Below are 15,918 nucleotides of genomic sequence, written 5' to 3'. Positions count from 1 at the left end.
TCAGGGCTTCAGCACCGCCAGGATCGCATCCGCGATCGCGCGGTGACCCGCGTCGTTGGGGTGGAAGTCGTCCCCCGCGCCGAGGAACGTCTCACGCCCCTCGGGGCCCCGGTTCGTGGTGTCGCGGAACAGCCCGCCGAGGGCCACGTAGCGTCCGCCGTGGCCGACGCACGCGCGCTCGATGAGGGTGTCGTAATCGTCGCCCCATCCGGTCCACGTGCCGAGGCAGACGATCGCGGCCTCGGGCGACGACGAACGGATGCGGTCCAGCAGGGCGCCGTATTGCGCGTCGAAGTCGCTCAGCGGAGTCTGTTCGCCGACGTCGTTGGTTCCGAGCTCGACGATGGCGAGGTCGACGTCGGCCGGGACGTCGGTGATCGCCGCGACCGTCGTGAGGGTCTGATGCGCTTGCGCGGCCTCGGTGATCGTGGCGGGACCGATCGCGTCGGTGACGAGGGGGACGAAGCCCTGGTCGGGAGTCGTGGCGAAGAAGGCCGCCGCGAGGGAGTCGCCGCTGACCAGCACCGTCGCGACCCCGTCATCGCCGCGGGACACCTCGAGGGGACCCGATCCTCCTGACAGGCGAACGGCCGCGGCTCCCGCGGCCACCAGCGCCACGGCAACGAGGACGGCACCCACCGCCCATGCGACTCGTCGCCGGTTCGTCGTCTCCCCCACCCGGCGATCCTATGCGGTGAGTGAGCCGGGTCAGCTCTCCCCCGGACCCGTGGAGTCCTCAGCGTCCGGAGTCGACGGTTTCGAGAGCCCGATCACCAAGAAAGTCAGCGCAAGGACCCCGAACGGCAATCCCAGCGCCCAATTGTTCATCGCGAGTCCCATTGTGAGCGCCAGCGTGAAAAAAGGAATCGCGACCCAGATGTACGTCGAGTTGTCGGCTTTGTCGGTCCCCATCCTGCGACGCTACGACAGGCCGACGTCCTCCCGCCTCCCCCACAAGACGGATCCGACGGTGTCGGCCTCTCAGGCGGTGTACCAGCTGAGCGAAACCTCGCGGACGTCGAAGAATCCGCGCCGGGCGCGCACCATGGTGAATCCCTGCGCGCTCAGTCCCTGCGCGTACTCGCGCGTGAGCCGTTCATGTTTGACTGCCTCCCACCCCCCGGGAAAACGATAGGCGTGCGTGACGACGCGCGTGCGAGCCATGAGTCCTCCTCTTCGGGAGGATCCCACCGCCAGCGAAAGGCGCGGCACCGGGAATGTTCCGGACGTGTGAACAGTGCATACGAATTCGCTGACACGACCGGACGCCACGAGCCCGGCCGCGCTGTGCGCTCGAACGGGTCTTCTGGTGCCGGCTACAGGACTTGAACCTGCAACCCCCGTATTACAAGTACGGTGCGCTACCAATTGCGCCAAGCCGGCAGACCACCAAGTCTAGCGATCGCGGGAACCTGCTCCCGCGCCCGGCTCAGCCGGCGGGTGTCGTCGACGGGGTCGGCGTCGGCGTGGCCGACGACGTCCCCGAGGGCGCGGGCGTCGGGGTGGGCGTCGCCGTGGAGTAGTACGCGTTGCTGTCGATCGTCAGGACGAACTGCGCGAACTCCTTCGGGTCGTCCATGTGTCCCACGTACGGCGTGCCGTTGACCAGCACCGTGGGCAGCGTCGTCAGAGCGAGCCCCTTGGTGTCGGGCAGACCCTTGATCGCGCGGTCCGTGGCGGCCTTGGCCCACCCGGTGTACGTCTCGTCTTCGATGCAGGAACGGACGGTCGCGATGTCGCTGACACCGGCGCCCTGCGCCATGTCGGCGAGCTTCTCGTCGCTGTAGCCCTCCGAGTCCACCGCGGGCTGGTTGGTGAGCAGCTCGTGGTTGAACGCGAAGAAGCGGTCCGAGGCGTGGGTCGCGACGCAGGCCGAGGCCCCGGCGGCCCGCAGGCTGTACTTCGTGCCGTTCGACTTGGAGGTCAGCATCGCGACCGGGTAGTACGTCAGGGTCGCGGCATCCTCGTCGACCCATTTGGAAAGCTGCTCGGCGTTCGCCACCTGGAACTCGCGCGCCTCGGTCGAGAGGTAGTCGACGTAGACGCGGATGTCGACGGGGGCGGCGGTCGACGTCGGCGACGGTGTCGGAGTGGTCGAGGGCTCGGGCGTCGCCGTCGCTCCGGCGGCCAGGGTCGACGCGTCTCCGTCGATCGTCTGGGCCGCCAGCGGGTCGGCGAGGCCTGTCGCGCTCGAGACGACGAATCCGTCGTCGGATGCCGCGTCGGGAAGCGCCTGCGAGCGGGAACCGTTCGACGACACCGCATAGGTCACGGCCACGGCACCGACCGCGACGACCGCCGCCGCGCCCACACCGAGCAAAGAGCGACGGACGATGCGCAGGCGAGCCTGTCGAGCCTTCACCTGCTGCGCCTTCTCACGCACCGCCTCCCGGCGATCGCGTTCGGCGGGCACATTCGGTGTCTGGTCGTTGGACATGGAACCTCTCGGGCACGGACAGTGGCCGCAACAAATCTGGGGAACGCTCGGGTTGGGGCGAACGAGCATCGATGCTAGCCAGGCTGGCTGAGAAAAGCCCAGACGCATGACATACTGACCCTTGCGTCCAACGTCGGGCGCGCGGGGTCGCCCCCGCTCATTCCATTCACTACGGATCGTCCGGCACGTACCTGCCGGTGAAGGAGAAGAGAAAATGGCGTCCGTCACATTTGACAACGCAACCCGTCTGTACCCCGGTGGCACTCGTGCCGCGGTCGACAAGCTGAACCTCGAGGTCGCCGACGGCGAGTTCCTGGTCCTGGTCGGCCCCTCCGGCTGCGGAAAGTCCACGTCGCTGCGCATGCTGGCCGGTCTCGAAGAGGTCAACTCGGGTCGCATCCTCATCGGCGACCGCGACGTCACCGACGTGCCCCCGAAGGACCGTGACATCGCCATGGTCTTCCAGAACTACGCGCTGTACCCGCACATGACCGTCGCCGAGAACATGGGCTTCGCGCTCAAGATCGCCGGCGTCGGCAAGGAGGAGCGCGCGGCTCGCGTGCTCGAGGCCGCCAAGCTCCTCGACCTCGAGGAGTACCTGACCCGCAAGCCGAAGGCCCTCTCGGGTGGTCAGCGTCAGCGCGTCGCCATGGGCCGCGCCATCGTGCGTCAGCCCCAGGTGTTCCTCATGGACGAGCCGCTGTCGAACCTCGACGCCAAGCTCCGCGTCCAGACGCGCACCCAGATCGCGTCGCTGCAGCGCCGCCTCGGTGTCACCACGGTCTACGTCACGCACGACCAGACCGAGGCGCTCACCATGGGCGACCGCATCGCCGTGCTCAAGGACGGCCTCCTCCAGCAGGTCGGCACCCCGCGCGACCTCTACGAGAAGCCGAAGAACGTCTTCGTCGCCGGCTTCATCGGCTCGCCCGCGATGAACCTGTTCGCGGTCGACCTCGCCGAGGGTGGCGTGCGCTTCGGTGACCTGGTCGTCCCCGTCGAGGCCGACGTCATCGGCAAGGCCAACGGGTCCGAGGTCACCATCGGTGTCCGTCCCGAGGACATCCAGGTCGCCCCGGCCGACGGCCGCGGCCTCTCGGTCGTCGTCGACCTCGTCGAGGAGCTCGGCGCCGACGGCTACCTCTACGGTCACACCGACATCAACGGCAAGCGCACCGACCTCGTCGCCCGTGTCGACGGCCGTCGTCACCCCAACGCCGGCGAGACCGTGGTCCTCGCCCCGGTGCCCGGACACGTTCACGTGTTCGACGCCACCTCCGGCGACCGCCTGACCGACAAGGCCATCGCCTCGGCCTGACCGACGCACCGCTGCGGCGCGTCTTCGTTCCTGACTCAGGTCACGGGACGAAGACGCGCCGCACCTGTTTTCCCCGGAGACACCGTGTCCGAATCCCTCCGCATCACCGCCAGCGCCGTCGACCCCGGGCTCCTGCAGCTCCCCTGGTCGACCTCGCTGGCCGACTGGCCGAGCAACCACATCGTGGCGCTGCCCAAAGGCATCTCTCGACACCTCGTCCGCTTCGCGAACCTGTCCGGCCGCGTCGTCGCGATCAAAGAGACCACCGAAGAGATGGCTCGCCGCGAGTACGACATGCTCGGCAACCTCGACCGGCTCGACGCGCCCTGCGTCGACCGCATCGCCGTCATCGCCGGACGCACGGATGCCTCGGGCCGCCCCCTGCCCGCGGCGCTCGTGACCGCGCACCTGCGCTTCTCGCTCCCCTACCGCGCCCTGTTCACGCAGGTGCTGCGGCCTCATACCGCCACCCGTCTGGTCGACGCTCTCGCCGTGCTCCTGGTGCGACTGCACAACGTCGGCTTCTACTGGGGCGATGTCTCTCTGTCGAACACCCTGTTCCGCCGTGACGCCGGCGAGTTCGCGGCATACCTCGTGGACGCCGAGACCGGCGAGTTGCACGGCAACCGTCTGAGCCCCGGGCAGCGGGCACACGATCTCGACATCGCGCGCACCAACATCGCCGGCGAGATCATGGACCTCGAGGCCGGCGGTCGCCTCGAGGGCGGACTGGATGCGGTGGCCATCGCTGACGGACTCGTGTCGTCCTACCACTCCCTGTGGGGCGCTCTCACCGACAAGGAATCGTTCGCTGTCGACGAGTCCTGGCGCATCACCGAACGCGTGCACCGGCTGAACGCCCTCGGGTTCGACATCGGCGAGATGTCGATCAGCACGACGAGCGACGGCACCCGCGTCTCGATCCAGCCGAAGGTCGTGGATGCCGGACACCACCAGCGCCGTCTGCTGCGGCTGACCGGACTCGACGTCGAAGAGAACCAAGCCCGGCGTCTGTTGAACGACCTCGACGAGTTCCGTGCCCGAGTCTCGCGGCTCGGCGCCGACGAGGAGATGGTCGCCCACGAGTGGCTCACCCGGGTGTTCGAGCCGATCGTGATGTCGATCCCCTTCGACCTCCGCGCCAAGCTCGAGCCCGCCGAGGTGTTCCATCAGGTGCTCGAGCACCGCTGGTACATGTCGCAGGCGCGGGGGCGCTCGGTGCCCCTGGCCGAGGTCGTCACCTCCTACATCGACGACGTGCTGCGTCACCGGCGCGACGAGGCCACGGTGATGGGCCCGCCGACGGACACGATGTCGCTGCCGACCGTCTCCGACGCCGATGCCCCCGCCACGGGCGAAGTGCCCACGACAGACACCGACGTCGTGGACTGGCGCGACCTCGTCTGAGTCGCCGCCCTCCGCGCGCACGACGCATCGCGAGATCACACGATCCCGCCGAGGTCACGCGATCGTGGCATCGCGGATCGTGTGACCTCGCGCCGATCGGGTGATCTCGCGATGCACCGCCGGCCCGGACGTCCAGCCGAAACGACGGAGGCCGTGGCATCCGGAAACGATCCGGGATGCCACGGCCTCCGTCGTGGACGAGCGGGTCAGTACCCGACGGTGAAGCGACCTCGGGTGTGCTTCGGGTTCTCGATCTCGTCGAGGACGGCGACGGCGAAGTCGGCGCCGCCGATGAACGAGTCGCCCTTCTCGTCGACGACGAGCACGTCGCCGCCGTCGCGGTAGGAGCCGGTGCGCTCCCCCGGGGCCCACGAGCCGAAGCCGCCGGCGGGGTGGATGTAGAACCAGTCGCGACCGGTGTCGTCGGCCTGGAGGTCCTCGAGGATGCCGATGGCCTCGCGGGCCTCGGGCTTGTACTCCTCGGCGAAGCCCTCGGTGTCGATGAGGCGCGGCCCACCCTCGGCCACGAGCGATCCGCCGGCGCCGCCGACGACGCCCACGCGGACGTTCTCGGGCAAGGCCGTCACGAGCTCGGCGATGGCGGGGCGCAGCTTGCCCTCCATGTCACCGCGTGGTGCGACCGCCGACACGACGACCTCGACGCCCTCGAGCTGGGCGATGAGGCCGGGCACGTCGAGGACGGTGCCTTCGAGATATGTCGCCCCCTCGATGCGCTCGGCGGGAACCGAGCGGGCGATCGAGACCACGGTGTGTCCGCGGCGGACGGCCTCGGTGACGATGTGGCTCCCGGCGTAGCCGGTGCCTCCGATGACGGCGATACGGGTCATGTCGTTCCTCTCGGGATCGGTCGGGTGGGGTCAGCGCGCCGCGCGGAGCGTCGACACCTGGTACAGGGCCACGGATGCCGCGATGCCGGCGTTCAGCGATTCGGTGGCGGTGGAGATGGGGATCGACACGACCTGGTCGCACGTCTCCGTGACCAGGCGCGACAAGCCCTTGCCCTCGGAGCCGACGACGATCACCACGGGACGATCGGCCAGCTCGAGCTCCGGCAGGGAGACATCGCCGTCACCGGCGAGACCGAGCACGAAGACGCCCTGCTTCTTGAACTCTTTCAGCGTCGCGGTGAGGTTCGCCGCGAGGGCCACCGGGATGCGCGCCGCCGCGCCCGCGCTGGTCTTCCACGCGGCCGAGTTGACGCTCGCGGAGCGGCGCTGCGGAAGGATCAGCCCCTGCCCGCCGAAGGCACCGGTCGAGCGGATGATCGCGCCGAGGTTGCGCGGGTCGGTCACCCCGTCGAGGGCGACCAGCAGCGGAACCTCTCCGCGGTCGATGATCTGCTCGAGGAGATCTTGCGGGTGCGCGTACGTGTACGGCGGCACCTTCAGCGCGACGCCCTGGTGCACGCCGTCGAACCCGGCCATACGGTCGAGCTCCGGACGCGTGACCTCGAGGACGGGGATGCCCCGGTTGGTCGCGATCGACAGCATCTCTTTGACGCGGTCGTCCATCTCGACGCGCTGCGCGATGTAGAACGCGGTGGCGGGGATCTTCGCGCGCAGCGCCTCGAGCACCGAGTTGCGGCCGGTGACGGTTTCGGTGTCGTCGGCAGCCTTGGGACTCTTGCGGGTGGAGTTGCTCCCGACCGCGCGGACACCGGGCCGGCCCTTGCCGCCGGCAGCGGCGTACCGCTCCTCTGCGGCCTTGCGCTTGCCGGCGGGGTGCCAGGCGCGGTCCTCCGCCTTGGGGGTGGGGCCGCGGCCCTCGAGCGCCTTGCGGGAGTGCCCGCCGGTCCCCTTGAGGGGGCCCTTCTTCTTGCCGGGGTTACGTGCGCCCGGGCGTCCTGGCTTAGCCATCGATACTCCAATGAGTTCCGGCCGGAGTGTCCTCCAGCGTGATTCCGGCGGCGGCGATCGCATCGCGGATGCGATCGGCTGCCGCCCAGTCCTTGTCGGCGCGCGCCTGGGCGCGCTGCGCGATCATCTCGTGCACGAGGGCATCGAGAGCGGCCTCGCTCGATCCCGTCGCGACGGCGGGCTCGCCGGCATCCAGTCCCAGGATGCCGAGCATCGCGGCGACCGCGCGATGAGCCGCGATCGCGGCCTCGAGGTCGTCCGCGTCGAGCGCGACGTTACCCGCGCGCACCGTCTCGTGCAGGACGGCGAGCGCCTGGGGCACACCGAGATCGTCGTCCATGGCCGCGGCGAACGCCGCCGGGATCTCGCCAGGAATGACGACGATCGGCTCGGCGTCGGCGGCGCGCAGGACGCGCTGCCCGAACGTCGCGATGCGCTCGAGGGCGCTGGCCGCCTCCGCGAACGCGCGGTCCGAGATGTCGAGGCTCGAGCGGTAGTGCGCCGCGGCGAGTGCATACCGCACCACCCGCGGGTCGTGCGCGTCGAGCACGTCGCCGGCGAGCGTGAAGTTGCCCAGCGACTTCGACATCTTCTGCCCGTCGACCGTCACGAGACCGTTGTGCACCCAGTAGCGCGCAAACGCATCGCCCGCCGCGGTCGACTGCGCGATCTCGTTCTCGTGGTGCGGGAAACGCAGGTCGAGACCGCCGCCGTGGATGTCGAACTCCGCGCCGAGATAGCGGCGCGACATCGCCGAGCACTCGATGTGCCAGCCGGGTCGCCCGGCCCCCCACGGCGACGCCCAGGTGGCCGACGCGGGCTCGCCCTCCTTCGTCCCCTTCCACAGGGCGAAGTCACGGGGATCGCGCTTACCGCGGGGATCCGCGTCAGCGGCGGGCTCCATGGCATCCAGGCTCTGGCGGGTCAGCTCCCCGTAGGCGGGCCACGAGCGCACGTCGAAGTAGACATCACCGGCGGCGGCGTAGGCGTGACCCCGCTCGATGAGCTCGCCGATCAGCTCCTGCATCTGCGTGACCGAGGCGGTCGCGCGGGGCTCGTACGTCGGGGGCAGGATGCCGATGGCCGAGTAGGCCCGCGTGAACTCGAGCTCCATGCGATAGGCCAAGGCCCACCACGGCTCGGCGTCGGTGGCGTTCGCGAGCACCTTGTCGTCGATGTCGGTGACGTTGCGCACGAAGGTGACCCGGCCGAAACGGTGGGAGAGCCATCGACGGAGCAGGTCGAAGGCGAGAGCGGCGCGCACGTGACCGATGTGCGGTCCGGACTGCACCGTGGGACCGCAGACGTAGACCGTGACGTTCGAGGGGTCGAGAGGGACGAAGTCGCGCAGGGCTTGCGCTTTCGTGTCATACAGCCGAACAGTCACCGCCCTAGCCTACCGGCCGCCCCTGTCCGCGACCCGAGCCTGTAACACGACCTCAGTACGCTCGACAGGTGCCCCTCGAGATCCGCCCCGACGACCTCTCCGGTGTCGCCACGCGCACCCTTGTCACCGCCCACCTCAGCGGCATGCTCGAGAACACCCCGCCCGAGAGCATGCATGCGCTCGACCTGGACGGGCTCAGCGGCGCCGGCATCCAGCTGTGGTCAGCCTGGGTGGACGGGGAGCTGGCGGGGATCGGTGCCCTGTCGGTCCTCGACGACGATCGGGCCGAGCTCAAATCGATGCGGGTCGAGGACCGGTTCCTCGGCCAGGGGATCGGACGGGCACTCCTGCGCCACCTCGTGACCGAGGCGCGAGAGCGTGGCATCCGGAGTCTGTGGCTGGAGACCGGGAGCACCGACGATTTCGTCGCCGCCCGCCGGCTGTACGCCAGCGAGGGCTTCGTCGAGTGCCCTCCGTTCCCGCCGTATGAGCCGGATCCTCTGTCGACCTTCATGACGCGCGAGCTCTAGAGCGCGATCACCATCGCCGTCGCGAACGCGGCAACCCCCTCGGTGCGGCCAGTGAAGCCGAGACCGTCGGTGGTGGTGGCGCTGACCGAGACGGGCGCTCCGCCGAGAGCGCTCGACAGCACCTGTTCCGCCTCGAGACGGCGACCGGCGAAGCGTGGGCGGTTCGCCTGCACCTGGACGGAGACGTTGCCGACGCGCCACCCGGCCGCCTCCAGCAGCCCCAGCGTGTGCGACAGGAACGCGGGGGCATGGGCGCCGGCGAACTCGGGGCGATCCGTGCCGAAGTGCGTCCCGATGTCGCCCAGGCCGGCCGCGGCCAGCAGGGCGTCGACGATCGCGTGGGCCACGGCGTCTCCGTCGGAGTGACCGGAGAGGGCCTGCTCACCCGGCCACTCGAGGCCTGCGAGCCAGAGGGATCCCTCGCCGCCGAACCCGTGGACGTCGGTACCGATACCGACACGCGGCGCGAGCAGGGCCGAGCGGTCGGCGCGAACGAGACCCCGCGCGCGCTCGAGGTCGGGGGTGGTCGTGATCTTGAAGGAGTTCGCATCCCCGGCGACCGTCACGACCGTGTGGCCGGCGGCAGCCACCAGGGCCGCGTCGTCGGTGTGGTCGGCGTCTGCGGCCGAGACCGCCGCCGCGAGCACCTCGCGCCGGAAGCCCTGCGGCGTCTGCGCGGCCGCGAGCTCGGCGCGATCGACAGCGGCGACGATCACGCCGTCGGTGTCCACGCGTTTGATGGTGTCGACCACGGGGAGCGCGGGGATGACGGCCGGGGCTCCGTGCTGGAGGGAGTCGATGACCCGCTCGAACACGGCGACGGGAGTCAGGGCGCGCGCCGCGTCGTGCACGAGGACCCATTCGACCTCGTCGCCCAGGGCCGCGAGGCCGGCAGCCACCGACTCCTGACGGGTCCGACCGCCGACGACGATGCTCAGAAGATCGTCGCGATCATCTGCCACGGCGAGAGCATCAGCGCGGGCGGCGTCCTCGAAGCCGGAAGGGACCACCACGACCACCTGCGCCGGGGGCGCGGCGAACACCCCCGCGAGCGCGTGCCGCAGAATCGTCCACTCATCGAGGGCGACGAACGCCTTGGGCGCCCCGCCGTTCAGGCGAGTGCCGGAACCGGCGGCGACGACGACGACTGCGAGGCGCGGAGGGGGCACGGGGATCACTCCCCCACGCTAGCGCGACGACGCCCGCCACTCGGAGGGAGCGGCGGGCGTCGGAAGCGTCTCAGGACGCGAGGACCTCGTCGAGCACGACGCTCGCACGGTCTTCGTCGGTCTTCTCGGCCAGAGCAAGCTCCGACACGAGGATCTGGCGCGCCTTCGCGAGCATGCGCTTCTCGCCCGCGGAGAGGCCACGATCCTGATCACGGCGCCAGAGGTCACGCACGACCTCGCTCACCTTGATGACGTCGCCCGAAGCCAACTTCTCGAGGTTCGCCTTGTAGCGACGCGACCAGTTGGTGGGCTCTTCGGTGAACGGTGCGCGCAGCACGTCGAAGACGCGATCGAGACCCTCTTTGCCGATCACGTCACGCACGCCGACCAGGTCGACGTTGTCGGCGGGAACCTCGATCACGAGGTCGCCTTGCGTGACGTTGAGCTTCAGATACTTCTTCGTCTCGCCCTTGATGACGCGTTCTTTGACCTCGATGATCGTGGCCGCGCCATGGTGCGGGTAAACGACGGTCTCGCCAACCTCAAAAAGCATGGAGTTATGTCCTTTCGGCAACATCCAGGATACCACAGGCCCTCATGCGCTAAGGTTCCGCCCTCCCCGCCGAGGGGCAACGCACGCGCGCGAGAGGGCGCCCACGAGCGGACCGCGGTGCAACGACCCCGTAGGATGATGTCGTGCCGTCTGTCGTCCTGGGAGGATCCGTGAAATCGCGCCTGATCGCGTCCATCGCCGTGGGTGCCGCCGTCGTGCTGGGCACGACGGGTTGCAACATCCTTGCGCCCCAGGCGACGACGATCGACTATTCCGCCTCTGACGGCGTCAACGTCCCCGCGGCGTCCGGCCCCCTCGATGTGCGCAACGCCCTCATCGTGGCGAACGACGAGGGCGACCTCGGCAACTTCGTCGCCGCAGTGGTCAACTCGACCAACGATCCGCAGACGCTGCGCCTCGAGGTCGGCGAGGGGTCGACGGCCGTGCGGGCCTCGGTCACCGTCCCCGCCAATCGCACCCTGAGCCTCGGCGACCTCGCCAACGGCGTCGAGCCGCTCCTGCTCGAGGGGATCGACGCGGCCCCGGGTTCGACCGTCCCCGTCTACTTCCAGTCCGGCGACGGAGAGGGGGCCCTCATCCAGGTGCCCGTCCTCGACGACGCCGTCCAGTACCTGAGCACCCTCGCGCCGACCCCGGTGCCGACCTCGCTCACGCCGGCACCGATGCCGAGCTCGTCCTCGACGCCCATCACGTCGACCCCGACGCCCACTCCCTCTTCCTGAGACACGAGGAAGACCACGAAGGCGCCGACGGATCTCCGTCGGCGCCTTCGTCATTGCTGTCGGGCTTCAGGACTCGAAGCGGTACCCGAGCCCCCGGACCGTGACGAGCATGGTCGGCTCGCTCGGGCTCTGCTCGATACGTGAGCGGATGCGCTTGATGTGCACGTCGAGGGTCTTCGTGTCGCCGAAGTAGTCGGTCCCCCAGACACGGTCGATCAGCTGGCCGCGGGTGAGGACGCGACCGGCGTTGCGCATCAGCACCTCGAGCAGCTCGAACTCCTTCAGCGGCATGTTGATCTCGCTGCCGTCGACCGACACGGTGTGCCGATCGATGTCGAGGGTCACGCGACCCCCGCTGAGCACCCGATCGTCGAGGTCGGTGTCATCCGGCGTCCGCCGCCGCAGCACCGCGCGCATGCGGGCGAGCAGCTCCCGCGTGGAGTACGGCTTCGTGACGTAGTCGTCGGCCCCGAGCTCGAGACCCACGACGATGTCGACCTCGGAGTCCTTCGCGGTGAGCATGATGATCGGCACGTGCGACGACAGTCGCATCTGGCGGCACACCTCGGTGCCCGGCATCCCCGGGAGCATGAGGTCGAGCAGCACGATGTCCGCACCGCGGTCGTGGAAAGCGGCGAGCGCCACGGCGCCGTCTTCGGCGATCTCGACCTCGTACCCCTCTCTGCGCAGCAGATAGGCCAGCGGGTCGGCGAGGTCGGGCTCGTCCTCGACGATCAGAACGCGGGTCATGCGGTGTCTCCGTTCTTGGGGGCGGTGCGCGATGCGGACGCGGCCTTGCGGCCCTTGCGCCCGGACTTGGGTCGTGCGGGTTCGAGTTCGGGCGGTTCGGACATGGGCAGCCGAATGGTGAAGGTCGACCCGCGATCGGGGCGCGACCACAGACGCACTTCGCCGCCGTGACGCTGCACGGCGTGCTTGACGATCGACAGGCCGAGTCCGGTGCCGCCCGTGCGCCGCGACCGCGCCTGATCGGCACGGTAGAAACGCTCGAACACCCGATGCTGGTCGGCTTCGGGGATGCCGATCCCCCGGTCAGTGACGGCGATCTCGACGACGGTGTCGTCGAGCTTCACGCCCACGCCCACCTTCGACCCGCTCGGCGAGTAGGCGATCGCGTTGGCGACGAGGTTGCCGAGAGCCTCGGTGAGGATCTGCGGCTCACCGCGCACCCACAGTCCTTTCGTCCCGCCGCGCACGACCGTGACCTGGGCGGAGTCGGCGGCGATCGCGTACGCCTCGACGGCGGAAGTGACGACCTCGTCGATGGACACGTCACGGACGTCGCGCAGTTCGTCCGACGCCTGAAGGCGCGACAGGCTCAGGATGCGATTGACCAGGCCGGCCAGTCGCGTGACCTCCGCCTGCAGACGCGTCGAGAAGTACCGCACCTGCTCGGGATCGTCGGACGCCGACTCGATCGCCTCGGCGAGCAGGCTCACCGCACCGACGGGCGTCTTCAGCTCGTGGCTGGTGTTGGCCACGAAGTCTCGGCGCATCTCTTCCACGCGCTCGCGCTCGGTGATGTCGCGGAGCACCAGGAGCACCAGCCGCGGAGAGATCGGCGTGGCCCGCACGGCCACCAGGCGCGGTTCCGCGGGAGCGGCGCCCCGGCGAAGGCGGAGGTTCTCGCTGACGGCCACCCCGGTGTCGCGCGACGCGCGAGCGACCCGTCGCAGCTCGTCGCTCGCGATCACTTCACCGGCGACGAGTCCGAACACCCCGGCGGTCGACGACAGCGCGAGCACCGTCGACGACATGTCGCAGACGAACGCCGGGTCGTCCATGGCACCGAGCATCGCCTCCACGCCCTCGGGCAGATCGACGGTGGTCTGCGCCAGCGAACGATGCCGCGCTCGCAGGGCTCCGACGACGAGGGCGACGATGCCGCCTCCCAGCAGGAGGCCGACGAGGAGCGCGAGCAGCGAGAGCTGCGGTGGTTCCATGCCTCCAGCGTAAAGGCGAGGTCACGACGTCACCGGCCGTTCAGGCACGGGATGCCGAAGCCGAACGTTACTATTCACTGTTACGGCACCGTTCGTTCATCTTCGCTGGAAACAATCCCCGGAGGTAGCGGGACGCGACTGTGCCGTGCCGCCGACGGAAGGTACCGCGATGCGCGAAGTATTCCACCAGTCCCTCGAGGACGTCCAGAGCCGCCTGGTCGAGATCGCCGAACTCGTCACGGTCGCCATCGACCGCGCCACCCGCGCGTTCGGATCGAGCGATGTCACCCTGGCCGAAGAGGTCATCGAGGCCGACGCCATCATCGATGAGAAGGCCTTCGAGCTCGACGAGCTCGCCATCGAGATCCTCGCGCGCCAGCAGCCGGTCGCCCGCGACCTGCGCATCGTCGTGACCGCGCTTCGCGTGAGCGCCTCGCTCGAGCGCATGGGCGACATGGCCGAGCACATCGCGCAGCTCGCCCGCTCGCGCTTCCCCGAGCGCGCCATCCCCCGCGGGCTGAAGACCACCTTCACGCGCATGGGCGAGTACGACGTCGAGGTCGCCCGCAAGCTCACCGAGCTGCTGCGCACGCAGGACCTGCGCATCGCCGACGAGATCCGCAACGCCGACGACTCCATCGACGAACTCCACATCAGCGTGTTCGAGAAGGTCCTCGGCGACACGTGGAAGGGCGAGGCGACGGCCACGGTCGACGCGACCCTCGCGAGCCGCTACCACGAGCGGTTCGCCGACCACGCGGTCTCAGTCGCCAAGAAGGTCGTCTACCTCGCCACCGGCGACTGGGCCGGCGCCGACGACGAGACCGAGCCTTCGCCGGTCATCTGATCGCAGAACGGAAAGGGGGTGGATGCCGACTGGCATCCACCCCCTTTCCGTTCTCCGCGTCAGTGCTTGTTGCCCTGTGCGGCCACGGCCGCGGCGCCGGCCGCAGCGGCCTCGGGGTCGAGGTACTCGCCCGGGCCGAGGGGCTTCAGCTCGTCGTCGAGGCGATAGACCAGCGGAATGCCGGTGGGGATGTTCAGCTCCGCGATGTCAGCGTCGCTGATGCCCTCGAGGTGCTTCACGAGACCGCGCAGCGAGTTGCCGTGGGCGGTGACGAGCACGGTCTTGCCGGCCTGCAGGTCGGGGACGATGTCGCTGTGCCAGTACGGCAGCATGCGGTCGATGACGATCTTCAGCGACTCGGTGTCGGGCACCTCGCCGTCGATGCCGACGTAGCGGGGGTCGCCGACCTGGCTGTACTCGTCGTCCGCGGGCAGCGGCGGCGGCGGCACGTCGAACGAGCGTCGCCAGAGCATGAACTGCTCGTTGCCGAACTCCTCGAGCGTCTGCGCCTTGTCCTTGCCCTGCAGCGCGCCATAGTGACGCTCGTTGAGGCGCCACGACCGCTTGACGGGGATCCAGAGGCGGTCGGCGGCATCGAGGGCGATGTTCGCCGTCTGGATCGCACGACTGAGCACCGAGGTGTGCAACACGTCGGGCAGGATGCCGGACTCGGCGAGCAGCTCGCCGCCGCGCTTCGCCTCGGCCTTGCCCTGGTCGGTGAGTCGCACGTCGACCCAGCCGGTGAACTGGTTGGTCTTGTTCCACTCGCTCTGCCCGTGGCGGAGGAGGATCAGCGTGTGAGGCATGAGTCCATGCTATCGACGCGCGGAGGCTGACCCCGAGCCGAACTGGCATCATGTGGGACGTGAGTTCCTCGCCCGTCGGCCGCCCCACGCGGGGCACGACGGGAGTCAACCGCCTCCGCCGCGTCGATCGCTGGATCGCCCGGCATCCGGTGCTTCGACGCGCGGAGGATCCGCTGGTCGTCGACCTCGGCTTCGGCGCGAGCGCCGTGACGCCCGTCGAGATGCTCGCGAGACTGCGGTGCGAACGCCCCGACGTACGCGTGGTGGGTCTCGAGATCGATCCGGAGCGCGTCGAGCGGGCGCGAGCACAGGCGGTGGGGATCGACGGCGTGAGTTTCGCGCGCGGCGGGTTCGAGGTCCCCCTCCCGCGCGGGGAGCGCCCGGCCGTCATCCGCGCCATGAACGTGCTGCGCCAGTACGACGAAGCCGATGTCGCTCACGCCTGGGCTCTCATGACCCGGCGGCTGGCTCCGGACGGGATCCTCGTCGAGGGAACGTGCGACGAGATCGGTCGGGTCGCCACGTGGATCGAGGTGGGACCGGATGCCGCGCCCCGAAGCCTCACCATCTCGCTCCGTCTTGCCGAGCTCGACGCGCCCTCGATCGCGGCGGAACGTCTCCCGAAGGCGCTCATCCACCGCAACGTCGCGGGCGAACGCGTCCACGACCTCGTGGCATCCCTCGATCGGGAGTGGACGCGCGCGGCGGTCGTCGCCCCCTTCGGCGCGGTGCACCGATGGCGGACGGCGATGATCGCGCTCGCCGATGCCGGCTGGCCTCTTCTCCGCCGCGAGCGCTGGCGTCTCGGCGAGGTCGGCGTGGCCTGGGATGCGGTGGCGCCGCGCTGAGACGGACCCAGCGCGGGCAGTTCCCGCCGTCG

18 protein-coding genes and 1 tRNA gene are annotated in these 15,918 nt (G+C 69.6%); 6 read left to right on the top strand and 13 right to left on the bottom strand.

The annotated features are described in order from the left end of the window. The 5 genes from PIR02_12855 to PIR02_12835 form a co-directional block, all read right to left on the bottom strand. Nucleotides 1–678: an SGNH/GDSL hydrolase family protein gene (locus tag PIR02_12855; GenBank protein ID WZH35663.1), complete on the bottom strand. Its 678-nt coding sequence runs from the start codon at nucleotides 676–678 to the stop codon at nucleotides 1–3. A gap of 30 nt (nucleotides 679–708) precedes the next feature. Beyond that, nucleotides 709–912 (bottom strand): hypothetical protein, encoded by a 204-nt coding sequence (locus tag PIR02_12850; protein ID WZH35662.1) that lies wholly within the window; start codon nucleotides 910–912, stop codon nucleotides 709–711. A 69-nt stretch (nucleotides 913–981) separates the two neighbouring features. Further along, nucleotides 982–1,164 (bottom strand): alternative tryptophan synthase beta-subunit, encoded by a 183-nt coding sequence (locus PIR02_12845; GenBank protein WZH35661.1) that lies wholly within the window; start codon nucleotides 1,162–1,164, stop codon nucleotides 982–984. Between the two features lie 143 nt (nucleotides 1,165–1,307). Next, nucleotides 1,308–1,383 (bottom strand) — tRNA-Thr (locus tag PIR02_12840). Between the two features lie 46 nt (nucleotides 1,384–1,429). After that, nucleotides 1,430–2,437, bottom strand: coding sequence for a thioredoxin domain-containing protein (locus PIR02_12835; protein WZH35660.1), 1,008 nt, complete (start codon nucleotides 2,435–2,437; stop codon nucleotides 1,430–1,432). A gap of 214 nt (nucleotides 2,438–2,651) precedes the next feature. Between PIR02_12835 and ugpC the strand changes: the two genes are divergently transcribed. Next, the gene (gene ugpC, locus PIR02_12830; protein ID WZH35659.1) at nucleotides 2,652–3,755 is read left to right on the top strand and encodes a sn-glycerol-3-phosphate ABC transporter ATP-binding protein UgpC; all 1,104 of its coding nucleotides are present in this window, start codon (nucleotides 2,652–2,654) and stop codon (nucleotides 3,753–3,755) included. A gap of 84 nt (nucleotides 3,756–3,839) precedes the next feature. Continuing rightward, on the top strand, nucleotides 3,840–5,162 hold the full coding sequence (locus PIR02_12825; protein ID WZH35658.1) for a DUF4032 domain-containing protein: 1,323 nt from the start codon (nucleotides 3,840–3,842) through the stop codon (nucleotides 5,160–5,162). Between the two features lie 206 nt (nucleotides 5,163–5,368). On the opposite strand, the gene PIR02_12820 is transcribed toward PIR02_12825, so the two are convergent. From PIR02_12820 to cysS, 3 genes are read right to left on the bottom strand one after another with little or no spacing between them, the layout of a single operon-like run. Further along, nucleotides 5,369–6,010 carry an NAD(P)H-binding protein gene (locus PIR02_12820; protein ID WZH35657.1) on the bottom strand — a complete coding sequence of 214 codons (642 nt, stop codon included), beginning with the start codon at nucleotides 6,008–6,010 and terminating at the stop codon, nucleotides 5,369–5,371. A gap of 30 nt (nucleotides 6,011–6,040) precedes the next feature. After that, entirely contained in the window at nucleotides 6,041–7,039 is a 999-nt protein-coding gene (rlmB, locus tag PIR02_12815; GenBank protein ID WZH35656.1) for a 23S rRNA (guanosine(2251)-2'-O)-methyltransferase RlmB, read from the bottom strand. Continuing rightward, entirely contained in the window at nucleotides 7,032–8,426 is a 1,395-nt protein-coding gene (cysS, locus tag PIR02_12810) for a cysteine--tRNA ligase (protein ID WZH35655.1), read from the bottom strand. The genes rlmB and cysS overlap by 8 nt, the downstream gene beginning before the upstream one ends. Nucleotides 8,427–8,494: 68 nt before the next feature. Between cysS and PIR02_12805 the strand changes: the two genes are divergently transcribed. After that, nucleotides 8,495–8,956, top strand: a complete 462-nt coding sequence (locus PIR02_12805; protein WZH35654.1) for a GNAT family N-acetyltransferase — start codon at nucleotides 8,495–8,497, stop codon at nucleotides 8,954–8,956. Here the strand turns inward: PIR02_12805 and ispD are convergent. Both ispD and PIR02_12795 read right to left on the bottom strand, forming a co-directional pair. Next, a complete protein-coding gene (gene ispD / locus PIR02_12800; protein ID WZH35653.1) occupies nucleotides 8,953–10,134 on the bottom strand; it encodes a 2-C-methyl-D-erythritol 4-phosphate cytidylyltransferase in 1,182 nt (393 codons plus the stop codon). The two genes, PIR02_12805 and ispD, sit on opposite strands and share 4 nt — an antisense overlap. 61 nt (nucleotides 10,135–10,195) lie before the next feature. Further along, nucleotides 10,196–10,678 carry a CarD family transcriptional regulator gene (locus PIR02_12795; protein WZH35652.1) on the bottom strand — a complete coding sequence of 161 codons (483 nt, stop codon included), beginning with the start codon at nucleotides 10,676–10,678 and terminating at the stop codon, nucleotides 10,196–10,198. A 143-nt stretch (nucleotides 10,679–10,821) separates the two neighbouring features. Here PIR02_12795 and PIR02_12790 point away from each other — a divergent pair, with 143 nt between their 5' ends. Further along, a complete protein-coding gene (locus PIR02_12790) occupies nucleotides 10,822–11,421 on the top strand; it encodes a DNA modification methylase (protein WZH35651.1) in 600 nt (199 codons plus the stop codon). 66 nt (nucleotides 11,422–11,487) lie between these two features. Here the strand turns inward: PIR02_12790 and PIR02_12785 are convergent, their stop codons facing one another. Both PIR02_12785 and PIR02_12780 read right to left on the bottom strand, forming a co-directional pair. Beyond that, nucleotides 11,488–12,171, bottom strand: coding sequence for a response regulator transcription factor (locus PIR02_12785; protein WZH35650.1), 684 nt, complete (start codon nucleotides 12,169–12,171; stop codon nucleotides 11,488–11,490). Next, on the bottom strand, nucleotides 12,168–13,385 hold the full coding sequence (locus PIR02_12780) for an ATP-binding protein (protein ID WZH35649.1): 1,218 nt from the start codon (nucleotides 13,383–13,385) through the stop codon (nucleotides 12,168–12,170). The genes PIR02_12785 and PIR02_12780 overlap by 4 nt, the downstream gene beginning before the upstream one ends. A gap of 169 nt (nucleotides 13,386–13,554) precedes the next feature. Here PIR02_12780 and phoU point away from each other — a divergent pair, with 169 nt between their 5' ends. Then, entirely contained in the window at nucleotides 13,555–14,232 is a 678-nt protein-coding gene (gene phoU, locus PIR02_12775; protein WZH35648.1) for a phosphate signaling complex protein PhoU, read from the top strand. A gap of 59 nt (nucleotides 14,233–14,291) precedes the next feature. Here phoU and PIR02_12770 read toward each other — a convergent pair whose 3' ends face one another. After that, nucleotides 14,292–15,038 (bottom strand): phosphoglyceromutase, encoded by a 747-nt coding sequence (locus PIR02_12770; GenBank protein ID WZH35647.1) that lies wholly within the window; start codon nucleotides 15,036–15,038, stop codon nucleotides 14,292–14,294. 50 nt (nucleotides 15,039–15,088) lie between these two features. On the opposite strand from PIR02_12770, the gene PIR02_12765 reads away from it, so the two are divergent. Beyond that, nucleotides 15,089–15,886, top strand: coding sequence for a class I SAM-dependent methyltransferase (locus tag PIR02_12765; protein ID WZH35646.1), 798 nt, complete (start codon nucleotides 15,089–15,091; stop codon nucleotides 15,884–15,886). Nucleotides 15,887–15,918 lie beyond the last annotated feature (32 nt).

Source organism: Microbacterium enclense (assembly GCA_038182865.1).
GTDB classification, from domain to species: domain Bacteria; phylum Actinomycetota; class Actinomycetes; order Actinomycetales; family Microbacteriaceae; genus Microbacterium; species Microbacterium enclense_B.
The sequence above is the reverse complement of the archived record's forward strand: the minus strand, read 5'-3'. Positions and strand labels throughout refer to the sequence as shown.